Origin of the sequence: Streptomyces eurythermus (assembly GCF_014649115.1) — a bacterium.
Taxonomy (GTDB): domain Bacteria; phylum Actinomycetota; class Actinomycetes; order Streptomycetales; family Streptomycetaceae; genus Streptomyces; species Streptomyces eurythermus.
The window spans coordinates 214,016-236,206 of the sequence record NZ_BMSK01000006.1 but is presented as its reverse complement, the minus strand read 5'-3'; the positions used below and the strand labels follow the sequence as shown (position 1 = coordinate 236,206).

13 protein-coding genes are annotated in these 22,191 nt (G+C 74.5%); 5 read left to right on the top strand and 8 right to left on the bottom strand.

The genetic code is table 11. From position 1 onward, the window contains the following. Nucleotides 1-2: 2 nt before the first annotated feature. The 4 genes from IE251_RS13705 to IE251_RS13690 form a co-directional block, all read right to left on the bottom strand. Nucleotides 3-3,674 (bottom strand): LuxR C-terminal-related transcriptional regulator, encoded by a 3,672-nt coding sequence (locus IE251_RS13705; protein ID WP_189753181.1) that lies wholly within the window; start codon nucleotides 3,672-3,674, stop codon nucleotides 3-5. Between the two features lie 169 nt (nucleotides 3,675-3,843). Beyond that, nucleotides 3,844-4,773, bottom strand: coding sequence for a bis(hydroxyethyl) terephthalate hydrolase (gene bdeA / locus IE251_RS13700; protein ID WP_189753180.1), 930 nt, complete (start codon nucleotides 4,771-4,773; stop codon nucleotides 3,844-3,846). A gap of 274 nt (nucleotides 4,774-5,047) precedes the next feature. Continuing rightward, the gene (locus tag IE251_RS13695) at nucleotides 5,048-6,286 is read right to left on the bottom strand and encodes a cytochrome P450 family protein (RefSeq protein WP_189753179.1); all 1,239 of its coding nucleotides are present in this window, start codon (nucleotides 6,284-6,286) and stop codon (nucleotides 5,048-5,050) included. Between the two features lie 445 nt (nucleotides 6,287-6,731). After that, nucleotides 6,732-7,295: an AMIN-like domain-containing (lipo)protein gene (locus tag IE251_RS13690; protein WP_189753178.1), complete on the bottom strand. Its 564-nt coding sequence runs from the start codon at nucleotides 7,293-7,295 to the stop codon at nucleotides 6,732-6,734. Between the two features lie 193 nt (nucleotides 7,296-7,488). Here IE251_RS13690 and IE251_RS13685 point away from each other — a divergent pair, with 193 nt between their 5' ends. Together IE251_RS13685 and IE251_RS13680 are read left to right on the top strand one after the other, a co-directional pair. Further along, nucleotides 7,489-9,069 (top strand): hypothetical protein, encoded by a 1,581-nt coding sequence (locus tag IE251_RS13685; RefSeq protein WP_189753177.1) that lies wholly within the window; start codon nucleotides 7,489-7,491, stop codon nucleotides 9,067-9,069. Nucleotides 9,070-9,262: 193 nt separating this feature from the next. After that, entirely contained in the window at nucleotides 9,263-11,509 is a 2,247-nt protein-coding gene (locus IE251_RS13680) for a glycoside hydrolase family 3 N-terminal domain-containing protein (RefSeq protein WP_189753176.1), read from the top strand. Between the two features lie 137 nt (nucleotides 11,510-11,646). On the opposite strand, the gene IE251_RS13675 is transcribed toward IE251_RS13680, so the two are convergent. The 3 genes from IE251_RS13675 to IE251_RS13665 form a co-directional block, all read right to left on the bottom strand. After that, nucleotides 11,647-12,816 carry an anhydro-N-acetylmuramic acid kinase gene (locus IE251_RS13675; protein ID WP_189753175.1) on the bottom strand — a complete coding sequence of 390 codons (1,170 nt, stop codon included), beginning with the start codon at nucleotides 12,814-12,816 and terminating at the stop codon, nucleotides 11,647-11,649. Between the two features lie 118 nt (nucleotides 12,817-12,934). Next, entirely contained in the window at nucleotides 12,935-14,494 is a 1,560-nt protein-coding gene (locus tag IE251_RS13670) for a sodium:solute symporter (protein ID WP_189753357.1), read from the bottom strand. 94 nt (nucleotides 14,495-14,588) lie between these two features. Further along, complete coding sequence (locus IE251_RS13665) at nucleotides 14,589-15,815, bottom strand: MFS transporter (protein WP_229896739.1); 1,227 nt, start codon at nucleotides 15,813-15,815, stop codon at nucleotides 14,589-14,591. Nucleotides 15,816-15,941: 126 nt separating this feature from the next. Between IE251_RS13665 and IE251_RS13660 the strand changes: the two genes are divergently transcribed. The 3 genes from IE251_RS13660 (at nucleotide 15,942) to IE251_RS13650 (ending at nucleotide 20,127) form a co-directional block, all read left to right on the top strand. Then, complete coding sequence (locus IE251_RS13660; RefSeq protein WP_189753173.1) at nucleotides 15,942-16,853, top strand: LysR family transcriptional regulator; 912 nt, start codon at nucleotides 15,942-15,944, stop codon at nucleotides 16,851-16,853. A gap of 237 nt (nucleotides 16,854-17,090) precedes the next feature. Beyond that, nucleotides 17,091-18,779, top strand: a complete 1,689-nt coding sequence (locus IE251_RS13655; RefSeq protein ID WP_189753172.1) for a tetratricopeptide repeat protein — start codon at nucleotides 17,091-17,093, stop codon at nucleotides 18,777-18,779. A gap of 124 nt (nucleotides 18,780-18,903) precedes the next feature. Then, nucleotides 18,904-20,127, top strand: a complete 1,224-nt coding sequence (locus IE251_RS13650) for a hypothetical protein (protein WP_189753171.1) — start codon at nucleotides 18,904-18,906, stop codon at nucleotides 20,125-20,127. A 3-nt stretch (nucleotides 20,128-20,130) separates the two neighbouring features. Here the strand turns inward: IE251_RS13650 and IE251_RS13645 are convergent, their stop codons facing one another. Beyond that, nucleotides 20,131-22,122, bottom strand: coding sequence for a heavy metal translocating P-type ATPase (locus tag IE251_RS13645; RefSeq protein WP_189753170.1), 1,992 nt, complete (start codon nucleotides 22,120-22,122; stop codon nucleotides 20,131-20,133). Between the last annotated feature and the right edge of the window lie 69 nt (nucleotides 22,123-22,191).

The following is a 22,191-nucleotide window of genomic DNA, read 5'->3' as shown; positions in this document are numbered from 1 at the left end:
GTTCAGGACTGTGCCACGGTCTGCCCGGCCTGCTCCACCAGACGGGCCAGCTCCATCCGGGAGCGGACGCCGAGGGCGGCGAAGACGTTGCGCAGGTGGTAGTCGACGGTGCGGGTGCTGACCGACAGGCTGAGGGCCACCTCCCGGTTGGTGAGTCCCATTGCGACGCCCCGGGCGATGCGCAGCTGCTGCGGGGTCAGCCGCGCCAGTCCGTCCGGCCGGACCACGTCCCCGGGCGCGCCCGCGGCCGGTCCGTCCGCGCCGAGCACACCGGCGGACCCCGTCACCCCGGCCACCCCTGCCACCCCGTTCGCCCGGAGTTCCGCCGCCGCCTGCTGGGCCCACGGGCCGGCGCCGCAGCGCTCGAAGCCGAGCAGCGCGGACCGCAGATGGGTACGTGCCTCGCTCAGCCGGCGGCGTCGGCGCAGCCACTTGCCATAGAGCAGTTCGGTGCGGGCGCGTTCGAAGTCCCCGGCGCCCTCCGCGTGCCGCCGCAGCGCCTGCCGGTACAGCGCGTCGGCGGCCTCGGGCGGTGCCAGCAGGGCGCGGCAGCGCAGGAGCTGGGCGGGGGCCTGCGGGTCGGCGTCGCACGCCGCCCAGAGCGCGAAGTCCTCGACCGCGTCCCCGGCGCCCTCCGGCTGCCGGGCGAGCGCGCATGCCTCCACGTAGCACGGTACGGCGAGCATCCAGACGGCGAAGTGGCCGCGCCCCGAGCCGGGCCGCACCAGGGGCGCGAGCCGTTCGGCGGCCTCGCGGGGCCGGCCGTGCCCCAGGTCGGCGCGGGCCAGCGCCCACTGGGCCAGTGCGGCGGCCTGGGCCAGCCCGTGCCGGCGGGCGGTGCTCATGGCCGCGGTCGCGTGCTCGGCGACGGTGTGTCCCTCACCGGCGATGGAGGCGGCCAGAGCGAGTACGGCGTGGTGGTGGGCGGCCGTGTTGCGCAGCCCGGCGCGGTAGGCGCTGCGCAGCCCCTCCTCGGCGTGTGCCCGGGCCAGCGCGTGCCGTCCGGCGCGGAGTTCGCCGTAGGCGAGGTACTCCAGGGCGCGTGTCTCGTGCAGGGCGGACCCGTGGGTACGGGCCACCGCGAGTGCCCGGGCACCGGACCGGCGGGCGGCGGCGGTGTCGCCGAGCAGCAGGGCCGCCGAGGCCGCCCGCAGCAGTTCCTCCGGGTCGTCCGCCGTCCACGCGCGGTCCACGACCCGCCGCAGGGGGGCCGCGGCCAGGTCGAACCGCCCTTGCAGGACCGCGCGCATGCCCGCACGGTGGTCCCGCAGGACCGCCACGGCGCCGGGCCCCCGCCCGCCCGCGAGCGCACCGGCGGCCAGGGGCATACTCCCGGGTACCACCTGACCCACGAGACCGGGACCGGGGGCCTCCGGCATGCCGGGGCCCTGCTCATGCCCGGGTGGGCCGACGGGCAAGGACGGTACTTGGTCCAGGGGACCGGGGGCCTCTGCCATGCCGCGGCCCCGCTCGTCCCGGGATGGACCGGCGGGCATGGGCGATACCTGTTCCGGAGGGCCGGGGGTCTCCGCCATACCGGGGCCTCGCTCGTCCTCGGGTGGACCGGCGGACACGGGAGGAACCTCGCCCACGGAACCGACGGCCTCCGGAATGCCACGGCCCCGCCCATCCCCGGCCGGACCAGCGGACACGGGCCGAACCTCGCTCACAGAACCGGGAGCCTCCACCGCGCCACGGCCCCGCCCATCCCCGGGTGAGCCGGCGGACACGGGCGGAACCTGGCCCGCGCGACCGGTGCCAAGCGCCTCCCCCGCGCCTGGCACCCGCTCGGTCACGGCCCGGTCGGGGGACGGGGGCGTGGCCCCGGGCAGTGACCGGCCCGTGAGAGCGGGGCCGGGGGCCTTCCCCGCGCGGTGGACCCCGGTCCACCAGCGGCCCTGTGTCAGGGCGCGCAGGCAGGCGGCGACGTCTCCCGCCGACCAGGCGGCGTCCGCGGCGGCCAGGGCGGCTTCGGCGGACCGTTCGGGGTCGTGCGGAGCGGACAGGGCCGCGGCGAGCAGCAGGGTCTCGCGGGCGTCGTCGACCGGGCCGTCCCAGCGCAGCGCGGTGCCGCGCAGCAGTTCGGCACGCGCGCGTACCGGTGCGGGCGCCGGTCGGCAGCGGGCCGTGTCGAGCAGTCGCAGCGCCCGGGCCGACCGACCGGCGAGCAGGGCCTGTTCGGCGGCGGCCGTGTACCACGGGACGTGCTCGACGCCGTCCGGGGCGAGTTCGGCGGCGCGGGTGTACGCAGTACAGCGCTGCGCGGGCGTGGCCGCCGACGCCGGGTCCGCCGCGACGGACGCGAGGGCGGCCGCGAGCGCCGGGGCGGGAGCCGTGACGGCCCAGGAGCGGTGCAGCAGCGCCGGGAGGCCGCGTGCGTCGGGCAGCGCGCCGGCCAGCGCCTCGTGGGCCGCACGGCGCCGCTCGGCCGACGCGCCGGCGTACACCGCCCGGCACAGCACCGTACTGCGGAAGCCCAGCCGCCCCTCGGCGGCGAACAGCGCCTCTGGCGGCGCGATGTCGCCCGGCGGGAACCGGTCGTCGCCGATGCCGTCGGGAACGAGGTCCCCGCCGGGGTGTGCGGCGGGAAGCGGAACGGGGCCATGACCGGGCACGCGACCACCATGGGCGCGCGCCTCCGGCAGGGCATCGAGACCGTGACCCGGCACGGCCCCACCCCCGGCATCCGACTCCGACAAAAAACCGGGATCCCGGCTCGGTAGCGTCCCACCGTCAGGGCGCGGCCCCAGCTGAAGCGGGAGACCACGGCCCGGCCAGGAGCCGCTCTCGATGCCTGGACGCACGGGTGCGTGCGCGCGTGGAGGCGCGAGGGGATCGGCGGCGAGCCGGGCCGCCGCGCGTCGTACGACGTCGGTCCCGGCGGTCGGCTCCCCCGAGATTTGCACGGCCGCCGCGGTCACGAGCAGCAGGTCCCGCTGGGCCGGCGGCAGTCCGGTGAGGTGGCGGTCCGCCGACGCGGCGAGGGTCTCGGCCGCGACAAGGGGGCACGGCAGCGGAGCGATGCCGCCGAGCTGGGCCGGAGTCAGGCGGTGCAGCACGCCGAGCAGCAGGGCGGGGTTGCCTTCGGCGGCGGCGGTGATCTCCTCGCGTACCCGGGGGTCGAGCGCGCCCGGCGCGGCCTCGTCCAGCAGGGCGGCGGCGTCCGGCGCGGACAGCGGCGCGAGGCGGAGCAGCGGCAGGCCGGCGAACTCCGGGTCCACGGGCCGGAAGCCGGCCACGGTGAGCACCAGGGCGAGCCCACCGCCGGGGCGGAGCCGGGCGGCCAGCCGGCCGAGGGCGGCCCGGGAGGCGGTGTCCCACCGGTCGGCGTCGTCGACACAGAGCAGGACCGTCCCGGACGCCGCGGTCGCCCGCAGCGCGCCGGCCAGGTCGCGCACCGGTCCCGCGGCATCGGCCTCGGGCACCCCGGCGGCCCGGCACAGCGCCCGCAGTCCGTCCAGCGGCTGCCGGAACGGCTCGGGGCGGGCGGGTACGACCACGGCGGGCCCGGCGTCGAACGCGCGGGCGGCCCGGGCGAGGACGGTCGAGCGACCGCTGCCGGGCTCACCGGTCAGGACGTACGCGCCGCCCTCGCGCAGCCGCTCCCCCAGCGTCGCGACCGGATCCGGCCGGTGCCGCGCCGCACCGGGTCCCAGAGTCGTCTGTCCGCTCATTCCCGAAACCTTACTGACGCGTAAGGACGCGCGGAAGGCATACGTCCGGGCCCCTCCGCTCCGTCGCGGCGGCGCCGTGCCGGGGCTACTGGAAGCCGGAGGCGGGACGGCACGACGCCGGGCGGCGACCGCCACGAGCAACGGTCGCCGCCGGGGCCCGGCGGGTCGGTCAGGAGGTGTGCGGGCAGTTGCCCCGGTACTCCTCGATGGTCAGGCTCGGCCGTGGCAGCGGGCAGAGGAACTGCTCGTAGCGGGTGTCGTTGTCGATGAACCGCTTCAGCCACGAGATGCTGTACTTCGCGATCGTCGTGTTCGAGGTGTTGGGCGTGAAGTGGGTCGCGGCGTTCAGCTCCAGGTACGCCCGGTCGAGGGAGCTGGGGAGGGTGGTGTAGAAGGGCTCGGCGTGGGTGGCGACGGGGGCGATCGTGTCACCGTCGGCGCCGAAGATCAGGGTGGGGGTCTTGATCTCGGGCCAGGTCTTGTCGAGGTTCCACGGGGTCAGCGGGATCGCCGCCTGGAGCGAGGGGCGCGTCTTGGCCGCCTCCAGGCTGCCGCCGCCGCCCATCGAGTGGCCCATGACGCCGAGACGGCTGGAGTCGATGCGGTTCCGTACGGAGCTGCTGCCGGTGAGGTAGTCGAGCGCCGCGAGCAGCTGGTTGCCCCGGGAGTCGGGCTGGTCCAGCGTCGTCAGGGTGTCGATGGTGAAGACCACGAACCCCTGGGAGGCCAGCCGGGGGCCGAGCCAGGCGATGGAGGACTGGGTGCCGGTGTAGCCGGGTGAGACGGCCACCGCGCCGAAGGTGCCGTCGGTGGTGCTGGTCGGGTAGTAGATGGTGCCCCCGCCGAAGCCGGAGACGGCGAGCCGGGAGACGCTGGTCTCCGCGACGGCGTACGGGCCGCGGGGCGCCTCGATGCTGGATTCGGTGGGCGCCGGACCGCGCTCGTAGGGGTTGTCGGCACCGTGGGCCGCCGGTCCGCCGAGCGTGGTCAGGCCGACGACGGCGGTGACCGCCGCGGCGAGGGTCGCGAGCCGTCCGGCACGACGGGTGGGGCGGGGGCGGGGGGCCGGTGCCGTGGTGCTGGTGCGCGGGTGCTGCACGACGAGTCGTCCTCTCTGTCGTGGCGAGCCGCCCGTCCGGCCCGGATGGCACGCGTGAGCGCGCCGGCCGACGGGCTCCGCCAGTGGGGTGAGCAGTGCCACTGTCGGCGTCGCGCGGCACGACCGGACCGGCAATGTCACCGGTCTTGTGCGGGGATCCGCCGCTGGAGGCGCGTCCCGGCTCGGGGTGAGAGCGGTGGCGACGGCCGTGACTCCGGCCACCGGAGCCACCGGCGTCCCGCACACCGGAGTCGCCTGGGAGGCGTACGGCGGGTCAGCTCTCCCCGGACCGCCGCCCGCCGGGCGTGAACGTGACCGGAAGCCGTGCCAAGCCGCGCAGGCCGCCGGGCCGCCAGGTCAGTTCGGCCGGCGGCACCGCCAGCGCCAGGTCCGGAAGCCGGCGCAGCACCGCGCCGATGGCGATCTGGCCCTCCAGCCGGGCGAGCGGCGCCCCCAGGCAGTAGTGGATGCCGTGCCCGAAGGCCAGGTGGCCGCTGTCACCGCGGGTGATGTCCAGCCTGTCGGGGTCGGTGAACCGGGCCGGGTCGCGGTCGGCGATCGCCGACGCGATCACCACGGTGGCCCCACGGGGAAGGGTCACGCCCGCGATCTCGACGTTCTCACGGGCGAACCGGACGATCCCCGGGTTGACCGGTCCGTCGTAGCGGAGGAACTCCTCGACGGCGTCGGGCAGCAGCTCCGGGCGCTCCCGCAGCAGCGACAGCTGCCCGGGGTGGGCGAGCAGCGCGGCGATGCCCCCGCTGATCAGGTTGACCGTCGTGACGTACCCGGCCACCAGCAGCAGGAAGGTCATGGCGATCAGCTCGTCCTGGCTGAGCCGCTGTTCCTCGTCGTGGGCGCTGATCAGCGCGCTGAGGAGGTCGTCGCCGGGCCGGGCGCGCTTGGTCTCCAGGTGCTTGGTCACATAGGCGTGCATCCGTTGCCACGCCTCGCCGACGACGGCCGGGTCGGGCATGGTCTCGTCGCGTACGAGCATGGCGTCGGTCCACCGCTGGAAGTCCTGCCGGTCGTCGCCGGGCACGCCGAGCAGTTCGCCGATGACGGTGACCGGCAGCGGCAGCGCGAACTCCGCCACGAGGTCGGCCCGGCCGGCCGGTGCCACCGCGTCGAGCAGCCGGTCGGTGATCTCCTGGACACGGGGGCGCAGCCCGGCGACCCGGCGTGCGGTGAACGCCTTCGAGACCAGGCGGCGCAGCCGGGTGTGGTCCGGCGGGTCGGAGCGCAGCATGGTGCTCATCATCGACTCGCGCTCGAACTCGGGCAGTTGCGCGATGAGGCGAGGGTCCGAGGCGTCGCGGACATCGCTGCTCAGCCCGGGGTCGGAGAGAGCGGCGAGTCCGTCCTCGTAGCGGGTGATCAGCCAGGCCTCCAGACCGCCGGCGATCATCGCGCGCCGGACCGGGCCCTCCTCGCGCAGCCGCCGGTAGAGCGGGAAGGGGTCCGCCAGGAAGGCCGGGTCGGAGTAGGGAAGAAGGACAGGCTGCTGACTCATCGTGCCTCCCGGGCCGAGGTCGACCGCACATGCCGCTTTGTCGGCACCAGGGAGACATACCCGATATGAGCGCCACGGCAACGGCCGTTCCCCGCCCGCCGTCCGGAACACGCCGTCACACGGCCGAGGGTCGCCGGAGGGCTGCCGGGGCACTGTCCGCCAGGGCTGCCGGGGCACTCCCCGTAGGACTGTCGAAAGACCGTCGAAGGACTGTCACGGGGGCTTCCCTTCCGACCGCCGGAAGGGTAGGTTCCGGCTACCCCGCGCCGGCGCCGCGAGGCGCTCGGCCCGCCCGTCCCGGGCGGCGGGCCGCGCGGGGGCCAGTCGTCCGTCCGCTCTCGTCCGCCGCCTCACCCGGAGTGCGCCACGTCACCACGGGCGCGTCACGTCCACCACGAGCGCGCCACGCCGACAGGAGCGCAGCACGTCACGGGAAACGCGCCCGTCACCAGGTGTGCGCCACGTCCACCACGAGCTGGTCGGGCAGCTGGATCACCCGGAACGGCAGGCGGGCGCGGACGCCGAGACCGATCTGCGTCTCCCCCTCGAAACTGGCGGAGAACCGGGTGTCCCTGAAGGTGCTGTACCCGCTGACGTCCACGCCCGGAAGGGGCTGGCCGGCCCGCCCGGGGTACGCGGGTGTGCCGCTCGCCGGGTCGTAGGCGGGCGCGCCCACCCGGACGTCGAGCACGGCGCCGCCGCCGACCGGGATGTAGTCCCCGCTGGCCAGCTGGTAGAGCCGGTCGACGTAACGCACCGAGTAGCCGAGGGTGCCGCCGCCGGGCACATCGAAGACCAGGCGGTCGAAGCAGTCGTGCCGGCCGGCCCTGACGGTCTTCAGCGGCACGGCGCCCGCCGCGGCACCACCCTTGTCGCCGCTGCCCCAGCCGGTCGGACAGGCCGTGGCGCCGGTGGTGGCCGCCGTCGCGGTGCCCGCCGCGGCCGTCACCATCCCCAGCCCGGTTCCCGCCAGAACGAGCGCCGCTGCCGCCGCCGCTGTTCGTCGCATGATGTTGCCCCCTTGATCGAATGTCACGCCATTACGGAGTGAGACCCATGGGTCCGATGGAGGGTTGCCCACCGCTGCCGGTACCCGTGTTGCGAGGTCATGAACAACCCTCATCTTTCCCTGGACTCCTCGACGGCCCGCTCCTAAGGTCGCGGCGGCGCGACCACCCGACGCACACACCCCGAGGAGCCCCATGTCCCGCAGGACGCCCGGCCGGGCCCTGGCCTTCGCCCTGGCCCTGGCCGCAGGCATCGCCCTCGCCGCGCCTTCCCCCGCGTCGGCCGACCCGATCCCCAGGGCGCCCGGGCACCGCCTGGCCGACGCCTACACCGGCGCCCCGGCGGCGGCGCGGCCACTGCCCGGCACCCAGCCGCCCCAGCACCCCTACCTCGCGCCGAACGGCCGGTCCGGTATGCACGCGGACGGCTGGGGCAGCGCGACCTCCCCGTGGTCCGGTCCGCTCGGCGCAAACCCGCGGGCCGACAGCGAGCGGATGGCGGTGCTGGGCGGGGAGTGCGCCACCGTCACCTTCGACCGGGCGGGGCGGATCGTCACCGTGTGCGGAACGTTCACCGGGTTCCTGGTCAAGCTGCTCGACCCGCGCTCCCTGGCCACGCTGGCCGAGTACGAGCTGCCCCAACGCCCGTCCACCGTGGAGGCGATCACCCGGCTCGACTTCTCCCGGATCTTCAAGGACACCTCGGGCGGGGCCTATTCGTACCTGGACGACGAGGACCGGCTGGTGCTCGCGGACTCCCGGCAGCACATCGTCCGCCTCGCCCACCGGCAACGGGCGGACGGCGGCTGGGAGTTCACCGTCACCGACGACTGGGACCTGGGTGATCAGGTGCCCCACGACTGCGCCACCTGGGCCGACCCGTACCCCGACGGAAGCTGTGACCCGGTCACCTCCATCATGCCGGACTGGCAGGGCCGGATCTGGTGGGTCACCCGGCAGGGCCGGGTCGGCACCGTCGACCCCGCCACCGGGACCATCCGTTCCGTCCGGCTGGACGGTGAGGAGATCCAGAACTCCTTCTCCGTCGCCGCCGACGGCGTGTCCATCGTCTCCGACCACGCGCTGTACGAGTTCACCGCGGCGGCGGACGGCACCCCCGCCGTGGTGTGGCGGCAGACCTACGACCGGGGCACCGGCACCAAGCCCGGCTCGGTGAACCAGGGTTCGGGCACCACGCCGGACATCTTCGGCGATGGCGGCCGGTACGTGGCGATCACCGACAACGCCGACGACCGGATGCACGTCCTGGTCTACCGGCGCGACGCGGACGTGCCCGCCGGCCGGCGACTGGTGTGCGAGGTCCCGGTCTTCGCCCCCGGTGCGTCCACGACCGACAACTCCCTGATCAGCTGGGGCGACAGCCTGGTGGTCGAGAACAACTACGGTTACGAGAACGTCTCGTCCCTCACCTTCGGGCGGAGCGTCGTCGGCGGGGTCACCCGGATCGACGTCCGCCCGGACGGCAGCGGTTGCGAGACCGTGTGGGAGAGCGACGAGCGGTCGCCGTCCGTCGTGCCCAAACTGTCCACCGGCAACGGGCTGATCTACCTCTACACCAAGGATCCCAACAGCCTGGGCGTGGACGCCTGGTACCTGACCGCCGTCGACTTCCGCACCGGTCGGACCCGTTGGAAGCAGCTCGTGGGCACCGGCGTCGGATACGACAACAACTGGGCGCCGATCACCGTGGGTCCGGACGGCACCGCCTACATCGGGGTGTTCAACGGCCTGGCCGCCGTACGCGACGAGGGCTGACCCTCCGGCGCCGGTCCGGCACGGTCCGCCGTGCGCGACGACGGGTGCGGATCCGGCGCCCCCTTCGCAAGTTCTTCGGCAGATCGTCTTGTCAGGGGCGTGCGCCTGTCTCTACAGTCCCACCAGACCGACGATGGGAGCGCTCCCACTCCCTGTGCTCGCCGCCCCTCCCTCCTCCCCGGAGAGGACCCGCATGCGACTGTCACCGCACCACGACGGTGCCGCCAGGCGCCTTCCGTCCGCCCGCCGCCGGGTGACGGCGGCCGTGGCCCTGTGCGTGGCGGGCCTGGTCCTCTCCGGGCCCGCCACGGCCGTCCCGGAGCGGGCCGCCGCCGCGCCGGCCGCCGGGCTCCCCTATCAGGACGCCTCGCTGCCCGTTCCGGACCGGGTGAACGACCTGCTGTCCCGGATGACGCTGGACGACAAGCTCGGCCAGATGACGCAGATCGAGAAGGACTCCCTCCTCCCGCAGTCCGACCTCGCCGCGTACCGGATCGGGTCCGTGCTGTCCGGGGGCGACTCCACGGTCAGCCCCAACAACGCCCAGACCTGGGCGGACACCTACGACTCGCTCCAGCGCACCGCGCTGACCACACCGCTCGGCATCCCCATGATCTACGGGATCGACGCCGTGCACGGGCACAACGCGGTGCGCGGGGCCACGCTCTACCCGCACAACATCGGGCTCGGCGCCACGCGCGACCCCGCCCTCGTCCAGCGGATCGGCCGCGCGGTCGCCGAGGAGATCTCGGGCACCGGCATCGACTGGGACTTCGCCCCGTGCCTGTGCGTCGCCCGCGACGACCGGTGGGGCCGCACCTACGAGTCGTACGGCGAGAGTCCCGAACTGCCGTCCGCCATGACGACGTTCGTCACCGGCCTCCAAGGCGACACCCTGGGCGCGGCCCCGGCATCGGTGCTGGCCACCGCCAAGCACTACCTCGGTGACGGCGGCACCACCGCGGGCGTGGACCAGGGCGACACCGAGCTGTCCGAGGCCGAGTTGCGGGCGATCCATCTGCCGCCGTTCAAGGAGGCGGTGCGCCGCGGGGCCGGCTCCGTGATGCTGTCGTACAGCAGGTGGAACGGCGTCCGCTCGCACGCCAACAAGTACCTGGTCACCGATGTGCTCAAGGGCGAGCTGGGGTTCACCGGGTTCGTCGTGTCCGACTGGGCCGCGGTCGACCAGCTCGACGGGCAGAGCGGTTTCACCGGCGCCGAGATCTCCACGGCCGTCAACGCGGGCGTCGACATGGTGATGGTCCCGCACGACTACAAGAAGTTCCTCGGTCTGCTGCGCGGCGAGGTGACCGCGGGCCGGATCCCGCAGGCCCGGATCGACGACGCCAACCGCCGCGTCCTGACCAAGAAGTTCCAGCTGGGCCTGTTCGATCACCCGCTGACCGACCGGTCGTTCACCGGCACGGTCGGCTCGGCGGCGCACCGGTCGCTGGCCCGGCAGGCGGTGCGGGAGTCCCAGGTGCTGCTGAAGAACGACGGCGGGGTGCTGCCGCTGGCGAAGTCGGCCAGGCTGTTCGTCGCCGGCAAGTCCGCCGACGACATCGGCAACCAGAGCGGCGGCTGGACCGTGGGCTGGCAGGGGCGCGGTGGTCCCGTCACCGACGGCACCACCGTGCTCCAGGGCATCCGCGCCGCCGTCACCGACCCCTCGCGCGTCACCTACGACCGGTACGGCAACGGCATCGACTCCCGTTACACCGCCGCCGTCGCCGTCGTCGGAGAGACCCCGTACGCCGAGGGCCGGGGCGACCGGCCGGACGGCTTGGGACTGGATCAGGAGGACCTGGGGACCCTCGCCCGGCTGAAGGCGAGCGGGGTGCCGGTCGTCGTGGTGCTGGTCTCCGGCCGGCCGCTCGACGTCACCGCTCAACTGCCCGATTGGAAGGCGCTGTTGGCTGCCTGGCTGCCCGGCACCGAGGGCGCGGGCGTCGCCGACGTCCTGTTCGGCGACCACGCCCCCACCGGCAAGCTGCCGATGAGCTGGATGCGCGGCGCCTCGCAGGAGCCCGTGAACGACGGCGACGGCAAGACCCCGCTGTTCCCGTACGGGTACGGGCTGACCTACGACGACGCCCCCGAACCGACCCCGACTCCGGCTCCCACGCCGACCCCGACTCCGTCCCCGGGAGCGTGCACGGCAACCTTCCGCACCACCTCCTCCTGGCAGGGCGGTCACCAGGCCGAGGTCACCGTGGAGAACACCGGCTCCGGGGCGCTGACGGGCTGGTCGGTCGACTGGGATCTGGCCGGGGCCACCGTGACCAGCCTGTGGAACGGCACCCTGACCACGGCCCAGGGCCGGGCGACCGTCCGCAACGCCGCCTTCAACGGCGCCCTCTCCCCCGGCGCCAGGGCCACGTTCGGTTTCACCGCGACCGGCACCGCGGGCACGCCGTCCCCGCACTGCGCCGGCACCTGACCACCGGCCACCTGGCGCCTGACGCCGGTACGGCAGCCCCGTCCGGCGCGGCACCGGCCGGCTCCCCTCGTCCTCGCCCGCCCGGGTGGCACCGACCCCGGGCGGGCGGGGCTCCCAGCCCGCCGCGGCCGGCCGGGTCAGCGCAGGATCCGCAGCAGGCGCGGTGGGTGTGCCGCGGGTTCGGGCAGGCGCAGCGGCATCCGGCCGGGGGTGATGCTGCCGAGCACGGTGGCACGGCGGGCTCCGGTGCCCGAGGGCAGGGCTCCTGGCAGGCCGTGGGCGGTGAGGAACCCCAGGACGGCGAAGGCCAGGGCCTCTTTGGCGGCCGACGGCAGGCCGAGGTCGTCGCTGGGGCCGAGCGGCACGCCCGGGAGTTCCTCGGCGAGCATGCGCATCAGCACCGGGTTGCGGGTGCCGCCGCCGGAGACGACGAGCCGGGTGACGCCGTGGGCGCGGCAGGCGTCCGCCACGGTGACGGCGGTCAGCCGGGTCAGGGTGGCCAGGACGTCGGCGGCGGTCGGCACGGGCACGGTGTCGAGGGCGCGCCGCAGATAGGGCAGGTGGAAGTGTTCCTTGCCGGTGGTCTTCGGGGCGGGTCTGCGGTAGTAGGGGTCGGCCAGCAGGACGCGCAGCAGTTTTGGGCTGACCTGTCCGGCACCGGCCCGGCGGCCGTCCTCGTCGTAGGCGGCGGCGCCGTCGGTGAAATGGTGCACGGCCGCGTCCAGCAGGGCGTTGGCGGGGCCGGTGTCGAAGGCGAGCGGCTCGGCGCCGGGTGCGAGGACGGTGATGTTGGCGATGCCGCCGAGGTTGAGCGCGGCGGGGGTGCCGGGCAGTCCGGACAGCAGCAGGGTGTCGGTCAGGGCGACCAGGGGGGCGCCCTGACCGCCGGCGGCGACGTCCCTGCTGCGCAGGTCGGACACGACGGGAAGGCCGGTCGCCTCGGCGATCCAGGCGGGCTGGCCGAGCTGGAGGGTGCCGCGGACCGTGCCGTCCTCGACCCAGTGGTGCATGGTCTGGCCGTGCGAGACCACGAGGTCGGCGGTGCCGGCGCACAGGTCGCGCAGGGCCCGGCCGGCGGCGCCGGCGAAGGCCTGGCCGATGCCGGTGTCCAGGGCGCAGACGGCCCGGGTGGTGGTGGGGGCGGGGGGCAGGGCGGCGGCGATGCGGTCCCGCAGCGCGTCCGGGTAGGGGACGGAGAGGTGTCCGAGGGGCCGTAGGAGCAGGGCGTCACCGTCCAGCGCGAGGTCCGCCGCGGCGGCCTCGATGGCGTCGTGCGAGGTGCCCGACATCAGGCCGATCACGCGCACGGCGCCTCCTTCCGGCCGGGGTCACGCCGGGCGGGCGGGGACGGCTGCGATTGCGGCTGGTGCACGGCCCCTCCGGGGTTGTCGCGGTTACCGGTCGCCGGGCCGACCGCCCGTCCGGTCACTCGGGGGCGACGGTGGCCGCCGTACGCTCGGTGCCGCCCTCGTCCAGCGGGGCCTGGGCGCTCGTCGGTGCCCGGTGCAGCAGGCTGCTCAGCCCGCCCACGGCCAGCGTGACGGCCACGCCGAGGGGGACGAGCCACTGTGCGGCGATGGCGGTGGGTACGGTGCCGCCGCCCGCGCTGACGTCGATCTTGACGCCGCGCACGATGTACGTCATGACGCCGACCGTCACCAGGAACGCGATCACGGCGTCGGTCTCGTTCGCCCGCCGGACCAGCCGGCCGAGGAGGAACGCGCCGAGGAGCGCGCCGTAGGTGTATCCGGCGATGGTCAGCCCGGTGAGGTAGACGTTGCCGGTACTGGCGCTGAAGGCGCAGGCGAACACGGCCATCAGCACCGCCCACACCAGGGTCATCAGCCGGGCGAGCCGGAGCAGGAACTCCTCGGTGGGCGCGCTCCGGAAGAAGCTGTGGATGATGTCGGCGACGGTCGAGTTCGACATGGAGTTCAGCGCGGAGGACAGCGAGCCCATGGCCGCGCCGAGGATGCCGGCCACGAGCAGGCCGGAGACCACCACGGGCAGTCCGTGCAGGATGAAGTCCGGGTAGAGGTTGTCGGAGCTGGTCAGTCCCAGCTCCTGGAAGGACTTGCCCTGGTTGTAGGACCACAGCAGCGCGCCGACGAGGGAGAACGCGGCGAACTGGAGGGTGACGAAGACACCGGAGGCGATCATGGCCTTCTGGCCGTCGCGCAGTGAGCGGGTGGCCAGGACGCGCTGGACGATCAGCTGGTCCGAGCCGTGGCTGGCCATCGCGAAGATGGCGCCGCCGACGATCGCGGTGGGCAGGGCGAACGGGCTGGTGAGGATGTGCGCCAGGGCGAAGTCGGTGTCGAAGAGCCGGAACCGGCCCGCGTGCAGGGCGCGCTGGACGCCGTCACCGCCGACATGGGCGGCGAGCACGCCGATGGCGAACAGGGCACCGCCCAGGTACAGGCCCATCTGGATGGCGTCCGTCCAGATGACCGCCCGGATGCCGCCGAGGTAGGTGTAGACGACGGTGATCGCCGTGAGCACGAGGATGATGACGCGGTAGCCGGCGTGCACGCCGAACTCGTCGAGCAGCAGCTTGATCGGGATGGCGGAGGCGAACAGCCGGACGCCCTCGGCGAGCAGCCGGGTGAAGACGAACGTCACCGAGGCGAGCCCCTGCACCTTGAGTCCGAACCGGTTGCCCAGGTACTGGTAGGCGCTGACGAAGCCGCCCCGTTTGTACAGGGGGATGAGTACGGTCGCCACGACGACGCGTCCGATGACGTAGCCGAGGGCCAGTTCGACGTTGCCGAAGCCCTGGCCGGTGTAGGCGCCGCCCGGCAGGCTGATGACGGTGAGCACGCTGGTCTCGGTGGCCACCACGGAGAAGGAGACGGTCCACCAGGGCATGTGTCCTTCACCGACGAAGTAGTCCTTCGCCGTCTTCTGCCGTCCGGCCAGGCGCAGTCCGATCACGGCGATCGCCACGAGGTAGACGACGACCACCAACAGGTCGAGCTGACGCACACTCACGGAAGGAAAGTTTCCTTCGCAAACGCATTCATGCGATGAAAAGTAGTTTCAGCGGTCCCCCTCGTCAACAACCCGCCCGGTCCGCGATTCAGCGGAGCACGAGCGTGGTGGCGAGGGCCGGGCCGAGGGCGCCGCCCAGGAGATAGGCGAGCTGGAACAGGCCGATGGCGGCGGGGCGTTGGCGGTCGGGGACGGCGGTGGCGGCGATCACGGACTGGGTGGCGTTGGCGGCGGTGGCCGCGAAGACGGCCAGGCCGATCGCCGCGAGCAGCACGACCGCGCCGGGGGCGAGGGCGGCCGCGGCGGCGGCGAGCGTCCCGGCCGCGAGCAGGATCACCCGTACCGTGCGGCGGCGCAGCCTCGCGGAGACGGCCGCGAAGCCGAGGGTGAGCAAGGATCCGGTGATCATGGCGGCCATCTGGCCCACGGCCACCGAGGTCGCCGGGCGGCCCGCCCGGTCGGCGAGCGTCTGGGGCACCGCGAACAGCAGCGTGAAGTAGGACCCGGACAGGGTCAGGGCGATCAGGACCGAGCCGCGGAAGTGTCCGGAGCGCAGCGCGGCGGCGGGGACGTAGCCGTCCGGGCGGCGCCGGATGTGCGGGACCAGCAGCGCGGCGGCGACGGCCGCCACGGCCAGGGCGGGCAGCGGGTGGTACGGCAGCAGCACCAGTCCGCCGGACAGCACGGCCAGCAGCAGCGCGCCCCGGGCGTCGAAGCGGTCCCCGGCGGGTGGCGGTGCCGGTGTGGTGCGGCGGCCGACCGCGGGGACGGCCAGGAGGGTGACCGCCAGGAGGGACAGCGCCGCGCGCCAGGAGACCGTCTCGGTGAGACGCTCGCCGAGCAGCGGTCCCACGGCGCCGAGGATTCCGGTACCGGCGCTGATCGCGCCCATGCGGCGGGCGGTGCCGGCCAGGTTCATGGCGATGGCCGTCATGCCCGCCCCGCCCGCCGCCTGCACGGCGCGTCCGGCCAGGAGGAGCGGGAGCCACGGGGATACGGCCATCAGCACGGTGCCGGCGGTGACGCAGGCGGCTGCGAGCCACAGCGCGGGCCGGGTGCCGCGCCGCCGCAGCAGCGTCGCGAACAGCGGTGTCGCGACCGCCAGGGCCAGCGCGTACACGGTGACCAGCCAGGAGGCGGTGGCCGCCGGAATCCCGAGGGAGCGGCCGAGATCGCCGAGGATCAGAACGGCCGCGTTGCCGGCGGCGGCCACCGGGGCGGCGAGCAACGCCAGCCAGAGGACGGGGACTTGACGGGCGGACGGAGGCACGGCGGAGGGGGCGCGCGTGGCGGCCGCCCCGGACGGGTCGGACATGGCTCTTCCGGAGGGTGAGGGTGCGGTTGGCCGCCGCCCCGAAAGGGCTCGCGGGGCGACGCTTCGACCCTGCGCCATCACGCTCGTCGATGGAAATGCTTTGTGTGCATTCGTAGTATGCGCCGCATGGATGAGCTGCGCCGTATCGACCTCAACCAGCTCCTGACGCTGCACGCCCTGCTGGTGGAGAAGCACGTCACGCGGGCCGCCCTGCGGCTGAACAAGAGCCAGCCGGCCGTCAGCCACGCCCTGGCCCAGCTGCGCACGCGGTTCGGTGATCCCCTGCTGGTGCGGCACGGCGGCCGTATGGTCCTGACGGCCCGTGCGCAGGCGCTGGCGCGGCCTCTGGAGGAGGCGCTGACCCGCCTGAACGGGCTGCTGAGCGCACCGGACTTCGATCCCTCGCGCGCCCGCGGCCGCTTCCGGCTCTGCCTGTCGGACTACGCCTCACGGATCGTGCTGCCGCCGTTGGTGCGGCACATCCGCGAGCGGGCGCCGGGCCTGGACCTGGCGATCAGCCAGGCGAGCCGGGAGGCGATGGCGGCCCGGCTCACGGACGGCGAACTGGATCTGGCGCTGGGGGTGTTCCCGCATCCGCCCGAGGACATCCAGGTCCAGGATCTGTTCGAGGAGGAGTTCGTCAGCCTGGCGGACAAGGCCGTACTGCCGGAGAAGGGGGGCCTGTCGCTGGCGGAGTGGCTGGAGCGGCCGCACATCATGCTGGCCATGCGGCCCGACGCGCACGACGAGATCGAGACGGCACTCGCGGCGCGCGGGCTGCGCCGGCGCCTCGCCGTGACCCTGCCCCACTGGAGCGCGGCCGTGGACCTGCTCGCGGGCACCGATCTGGTGCTGACCGTGGCCGGCCGGGCCGTCGGCCCGCTGCGCCGGCACCGGACGCTGCGGAGGTTCACCCCGCCGCTGGAGCTCCCCCGCTTCGCCTACCAGCAGGCGTGGCACGCCCGGCGGGCGGACGACCCGGCACACCGTTGGCTGCGCGAGGCCGTGCTGACGTGCGGCCGGCCCGACGGCGGCTGAGCGATCGTGCCGACGTGCGGCGCCGGCCGGATGAGTGCTGAGCGGTCGAGCAGACGACTGCGGCCGACCGGATGAGGCTGACAGTCGGACAGACGACGGCGACCGACCAGGTGACGACTGCCCGGTCGTGTTGACGTGTCGTCAACCAGGCGCCCGCCGACCGGAGGTCACCCGTTTCCCCGCGGGCGGACGGGGCAGTGTCCGGAGCAGCCGACCGTCAGCCCTGAGGGAGCCCGTATGCCGTACTACGACCTCGGCAGTCACGGCCGGCCCGTGACGACCTCGTCCGCCGAGGCGCAGACCTGGTTCGATCGCGGGCTGAACTGGACGTACGCCTTCAACCACGAGGAGGCCGTGCGCTGTTTCGAGGCCGCCGGCGCGGCGGACCCCGGCTGCGCCATGGCCGACTGGGGCCTGGCCTACGCGCTCGGCCCCAACTACAACAAGCCCTGGGACGCCTTCGACGAACGGGATCTGGGCCGGACGGTGGAACGCGCGCACGCCGCCGTACGGCGCGCGCACCAGAAGGCGGCCGGCGCCACACCGGTCGAGCAGGCCCTCATCGAGGCGTTGGGGGCCCGTTACCCGCGCGCCCGGATCCCGGACGCCGAGGAGGGCCCGGTGTGGAACGCCGCCTACGCCGACAGCATGCGGGCCGTGCACCGGCTGGCGCCCGACGATGCCGACGTGGCCGCCCTGTACGCCGACGCCCTGATGAGCCTGACGCCCTGGCAGCTGTGGGACATCCGCGCGGGCAAGCCGGCGCCGGGCTCGCGCACCACCGAGGCCGGGGAGGTGCTGGAGCGGGCGCTGGCCACCGAGGCGGGGTCGCGGCACCCGGGTCTGCTGCACCTGTACATCCACCTGATGGAGATGTCCCCCACCCCCGAGGCCGCGCTGCCCGCGGGCGACCGGCTGCGGGACCTGATGCCGGACGCGGGCCATCTCCGGCACATGCCGTCCCACATCGAGGTGCTCTGCGGCGACTACCGCCGGGTCGTCTCCGACAACACCGCGGCGATCGCGGCCGACGAGAAGTTCCTCGCCCGCTCCGGGGCACTGAACTTCTACACCCTGTACCGCTGCCACAACCTGCACTTCAAGATCTACGGCGCGATGCTCCTCGGCCGATTCCAGGACGCGATCGAGACGGCGGAGCGGCTCGAAGCGGCGGTGCCCGAGGAACTGTTGCGGGTGGACAGCCCGCCGATGGCGGACTGGCTGGAGGGCTTCCTCGCGATGCGGGTGCACGTGCTCGTCCGCTTCGGCCGCTGGCACGACATCCTGCGCCTGCCGATGCCCGCCGACGCGCGCCTGTACTGCGTGACCACGGCCATGCTTCGGTACGCGCGCGGGGTCGCGCTCTCCGCCCTGGGCCGCACCGGCGAGGCCGCGGCGGAACGCGAGCTGTTCCGCGAGGCCGCCGCCCGGGTCCCCGAAACGCGGACGCTGTTCAACAACACCTGCACGGACATCCTGGCGATCGCCGCGCACATGCTCGACGGGGAACTGGAGTACCGCGAGGGCCGGTACGACACGGCGTTCGAGGCGCTGCGCCGGTCCATCGAGCTGAGCGACGGCCTGGCGTACGACGAGCCGTGGGGGTGGATGCAGCCGGCCCGGCACGCGTACGGCGCGCTGCTCCTCGAACAGGGCCGGATCGCGCAGGCCGAGGCCGTCTACCGCGCCGACCTCGGGCTGGACGACACACTGCCGCGCCCGCTCCAGCACCCGAACAACGTCTGGGCGCTGCACGGCCTGCACGAGTGCCTCGTACGGCTCGGCAAGGAGGGGGAGGCCCGGATCGTGACCCGGCAGCTGAAGCTCGCCACCGCGCTGGCGGACGTACCGGTCGAGGCGTCCTGCTACTGCCGGCTCGAGACCACCGCGCTCCGCGCACCCCGGCAGGACTGCTGCGCCGGCTGAACACCGGCCCCGGCGACCGGTGCCGGGCCGGACCCCGCGTCGAGTTGACCGTGGCCGGACATCTACGCTCGGTGCCCGAGGGGCCGGCGATCGCGCCGGACGGGGTCCGAGCGGAAGGTGTGCGGTGCGCACGGGGTGGATCAGGCTGTGGCGGGGCGTGGCATGGGGCGGGATCGGGCTGAGCCTGTACGCGGGCTGGCTGACGGTCGACGACGCACGGGACCGTTCCGCGAGCGAACGCGCCATCGCCGAGGCGTGCGACCGGCTGGTGTCCGGGGCCGCGGTGATGGACCTGCACGGCGGCACCGTCCGGGCGAAGACCAGCGCCGACCGGATCGACACCCACGGGTTGCGGGGTTCCTGCACCGTCTACCAGGCGTCCGGGTCGGGCCGGACCAGGGGTCTGTTCTCGCTGGCGGTGCGGACCGGTGGCAAGAGGGAGCCGTTGAACCGGATCGGCGCCGGCTTGGAGCCCTTCGCCCTCCGCACCCCCGACCGCACTGACAAGACGGACCTCACCGCCGTCGCCGACCGGCGCCCCGAGCCCCGGCCGCTGGGCGACGGCACCCTGGGCTGGTACGGCAACTGGTACACCACCGTCCGGGCCGAGTGCGGGCCCGGCAGCAGTCCGACCGCTCCCCCGCTGCTGCACATCACGGCCAGCGCCGACTACGACGACGACGTTTCCGGGGCGGACCGGGCACGGCTGGCCCGCATCGCCCGCTCGGCCACCGAGACCCTCACCCACCGGATCGGCTGCCGCACCCGGCTGCCCGCCCTGCCCGGCGGGGAGCCCGCGCCCGTGCCGACCGTCCTGCGTCCCGCCCGGTCGGCCGGCGGTTCCTGCGCCTGGTTCGCCGGGTACCTCCGGCGCTCGGACCACGGTCCGCTGCCCGACCGGGCCCTGTCGGTGCCGGTCCGGGACACGTATCCGCTGGAGAGCTGCCTGCTGGCGGTCAGCCCCGGCCAGGTGCGCCACACCGCCGGCGGCCTGCCCGAGGACAAGCGCGACTACGCCGACAGCGCGGTCACCCACTCGCCCTGGTGGCTGCGCACCGTCACCTACACCGGCGCCGAGGCCCGCGCGACGGGGTACGAGTCCCTCGACGGGGAGGACATCGTCATCAAGCCGGGGACGGCGGGGCAGACGAACAACGTCTGGTGGGCCTCCTCCGTGTGCGGGGGCAAGCCCGCGCTGCACACGCTCAGCAGCAGCTACTCCTATGACAACGTGCTCGGTTCCCGGGCGGTGGCGGCCTTGTTCCGGGCGTACGTCGACGACGTCGCCGGGCGCCGGGGCTGCACCCATGTGACGTTCCCGGACGCGGCGGACTCCGGCGACCGGTGAGGGTCAGCGCGGCGCGTCCGTACGGGCCCGCCGCCAGGCGGCCTCGCGCAGCAGCCGCAGTCCGTTGAGGCCGACGAGGACGGTGGATCCCTCGTGACCGGCGACGCCGAGCGGCAACGGCAGGTCGCCGGCCAGGTCCCAGACCACCAGTCCGGTGATGAAGACACCGGCGACGACGAGGTTCTGGACGACCAGGGAGCGGGCCCGGCGGGACAGTGAGATCACGGCGGGCACGGTCGCGAGCTCGTCACGGACCACGATCGCGTCCGCGGTCTCCAGGGCCAGGTCCGAGCCCGCCCGGCCCATGGCGACGCCGGTGTGCGCGGCGGCCAGCGCGGGTGCGTCGTTGACGCCGTCGCCGACCACCATCACCTTGCGGCCGGCGGCCTCCAGTTCCCTGACCGCGCGCACCTTGTCCTCGGGCAGCAGTCCGGCCCGGACCTCGTCGATGCCGGCCTCGGCGGCGAGGCGGGCGGCGGCGCGCGGGTTGTCGCCGGTCAGCAGCGCGGGCGCGGTGCCGGTGAGGGAGGCCAGGGCGCCGACGGTGCGGGCCGCGTCCGGGCGGAGCCGGTCGGTGATGCCGAGCAGGCCCGCCGGGCCGCCGTCCACGGTGACCAGTACGGCCGTCCGGCCGCTCTCCTCCAGTTCGGCGGCGATGACCGCCGCCTGGGCGGCCCGCGCTCCGGTGGCCGCGCTCGGCAGCCGCGCCGGTGCGCCGACCGCGACCGTCCGCCCGTCCACGGTGGCGGTCACGCCGACCCCGGGGGTGGCGGCGAAGCCGTCCGCCGCCGGCAGGGCCGTCCCCCGCTCCCGTGCCGCGTCCACGACGGCCCGCGCCAGCGGATGCTCGCTCGGGCGCTCGGCGGCCGCCGCGAGGCGCAGCAGTCCGTCCGCGTCGACGCCGGAGCCGGTCAGCGGCCGTACGTCGGTGACGCGCGGGGTTCCCTCGGTGAGGGTGCCGGTCTTGTCGAACGCCACCGCGTCCACCTGCCCCAGCCGCTCCATCACCACGGCCGACTTGACGAGGACCCCGTGCCGTCCGGCGTTGGCGATGGCCGACAGCAGCGGCGGCATGGTGGCCAGCACCACCGCGCACGGCGAGGCGACGATCATGAAGGTCATGGCCCGCAGCAGTGCGCCGGCGAGGTCGTCGCCGAGGGCGAGGGGGACGAGGAAGACCGCGAGGGTCGCCGCCACCATGCCCAGCGAGTAGCGCTGTTCGACCTTCTCGATGAACAGCTGTGTCGGCGCCTTGGTCTCGGACGCCTCCTCGACCATGCGCACGATGCGGGCGATGACCGTGTCGGACGCGTCCCGCTCGACCCGGACGCGCAGGGCGCCGGTGCCGTTGAGGGTTCCGGCGAAGACCTCGTCGCCCTGCTCCTTGGTCACCGGGAGCGGCTCGCCGGTGATGGTGGCCTGGTCGACGTCGCTGCGCCCGTGGAGCACCCGGCCGTCGGCGCCCACGCGTTCCCCGGGCCGTACGAGGACGATGTCGCCGACGGCCAGGTCCGTGACGGCGACCGTCTCCTCGGTCTCGCCGGCGCCCAGGCGGGTGGCCGTGGCGGGCGCGAGGTCGAGCAGTCCGCGTACGGAGTCGGCGGTGCGGGCGGTGGCCAGGGCCTCCAGCGCTCCGGAGGTGGTGAAGATGACGATCAGCAGCGCGCCGTCCATGACCTGCCCGATCGCCGCCGCCCCGAGCGCGGCCACGACCATCAGCAGGTCGACGTCGAGGCTCTTCTCCCGCAGGGCGCACAGGCCCGCCCAGCCGGGCTCCCAGCCGCCGGCCGCGTAGGTGAGCGCGTACAGCGGGCCCCAGGTCCAGGCCGGGGCGCCGGTCAGGTGCAGGGGCAGCGCGAGCAGGAAGCAGACGGTGGCCGTGGCCGCCCAGCGGGCCTCGGGCAGGGACAGGAAGGGGGTACGGCGGCGGGTGGGGTCCCCGCCGCGCGGGGGTGCCGCGCGGTCGGCCGGGGCCGGGGCGAGTGCGGAGGTCATCGGGGAAGTCCTTCACGACGGCATGACGGAGCAGCGGGCAGCGCGGGGCGGTGCCGCTCCCCCACCGTA

Coding starts and splice junctions, on each gene's coding strand:
- IE251_RS13705 (WP_189753181.1), bottom strand. CDS start 3,674: ATGAGCGGACAGACGACTCTGGGACCCGGTGCGGCGCGGCACCGGCCG.
- IE251_RS13695 (WP_189753179.1), bottom strand. CDS start 6,286: ATGAGTCAGCAGCCTGTCCTTCTTCCCTACTCCGACCCGGCCTTCCTG.
- IE251_RS13690 (WP_189753178.1), bottom strand. CDS start 7,295: ATGCGACGAACAGCGGCGGCGGCAGCGGCGCTCGTTCTGGCGGGAACC.
- IE251_RS13685 (WP_189753177.1), top strand. CDS start 7,489: ATGTCCCGCAGGACGCCCGGCCGGGCCCTGGCCTTCGCCCTGGCCCTG.
- IE251_RS13680 (WP_189753176.1), top strand. CDS start 9,263: ATGCGACTGTCACCGCACCACGACGGTGCCGCCAGGCGCCTTCCGTCC.
- IE251_RS13665 (WP_229896739.1), bottom strand. CDS start 15,815: ATGTCCGACCCGTCCGGGGCGGCCGCCACGCGCGCCCCCTCCGCCGTG.
- IE251_RS13660 (WP_189753173.1), top strand. CDS start 15,942: ATGGATGAGCTGCGCCGTATCGACCTCAACCAGCTCCTGACGCTGCAC.
- IE251_RS13655 (WP_189753172.1), top strand. CDS start 17,091: ATGCCGTACTACGACCTCGGCAGTCACGGCCGGCCCGTGACGACCTCG.
- IE251_RS13645 (WP_189753170.1), bottom strand. CDS start 22,122: ATGACCTCCGCACTCGCCCCGGCCCCGGCCGACCGCGCGGCACCCCCG.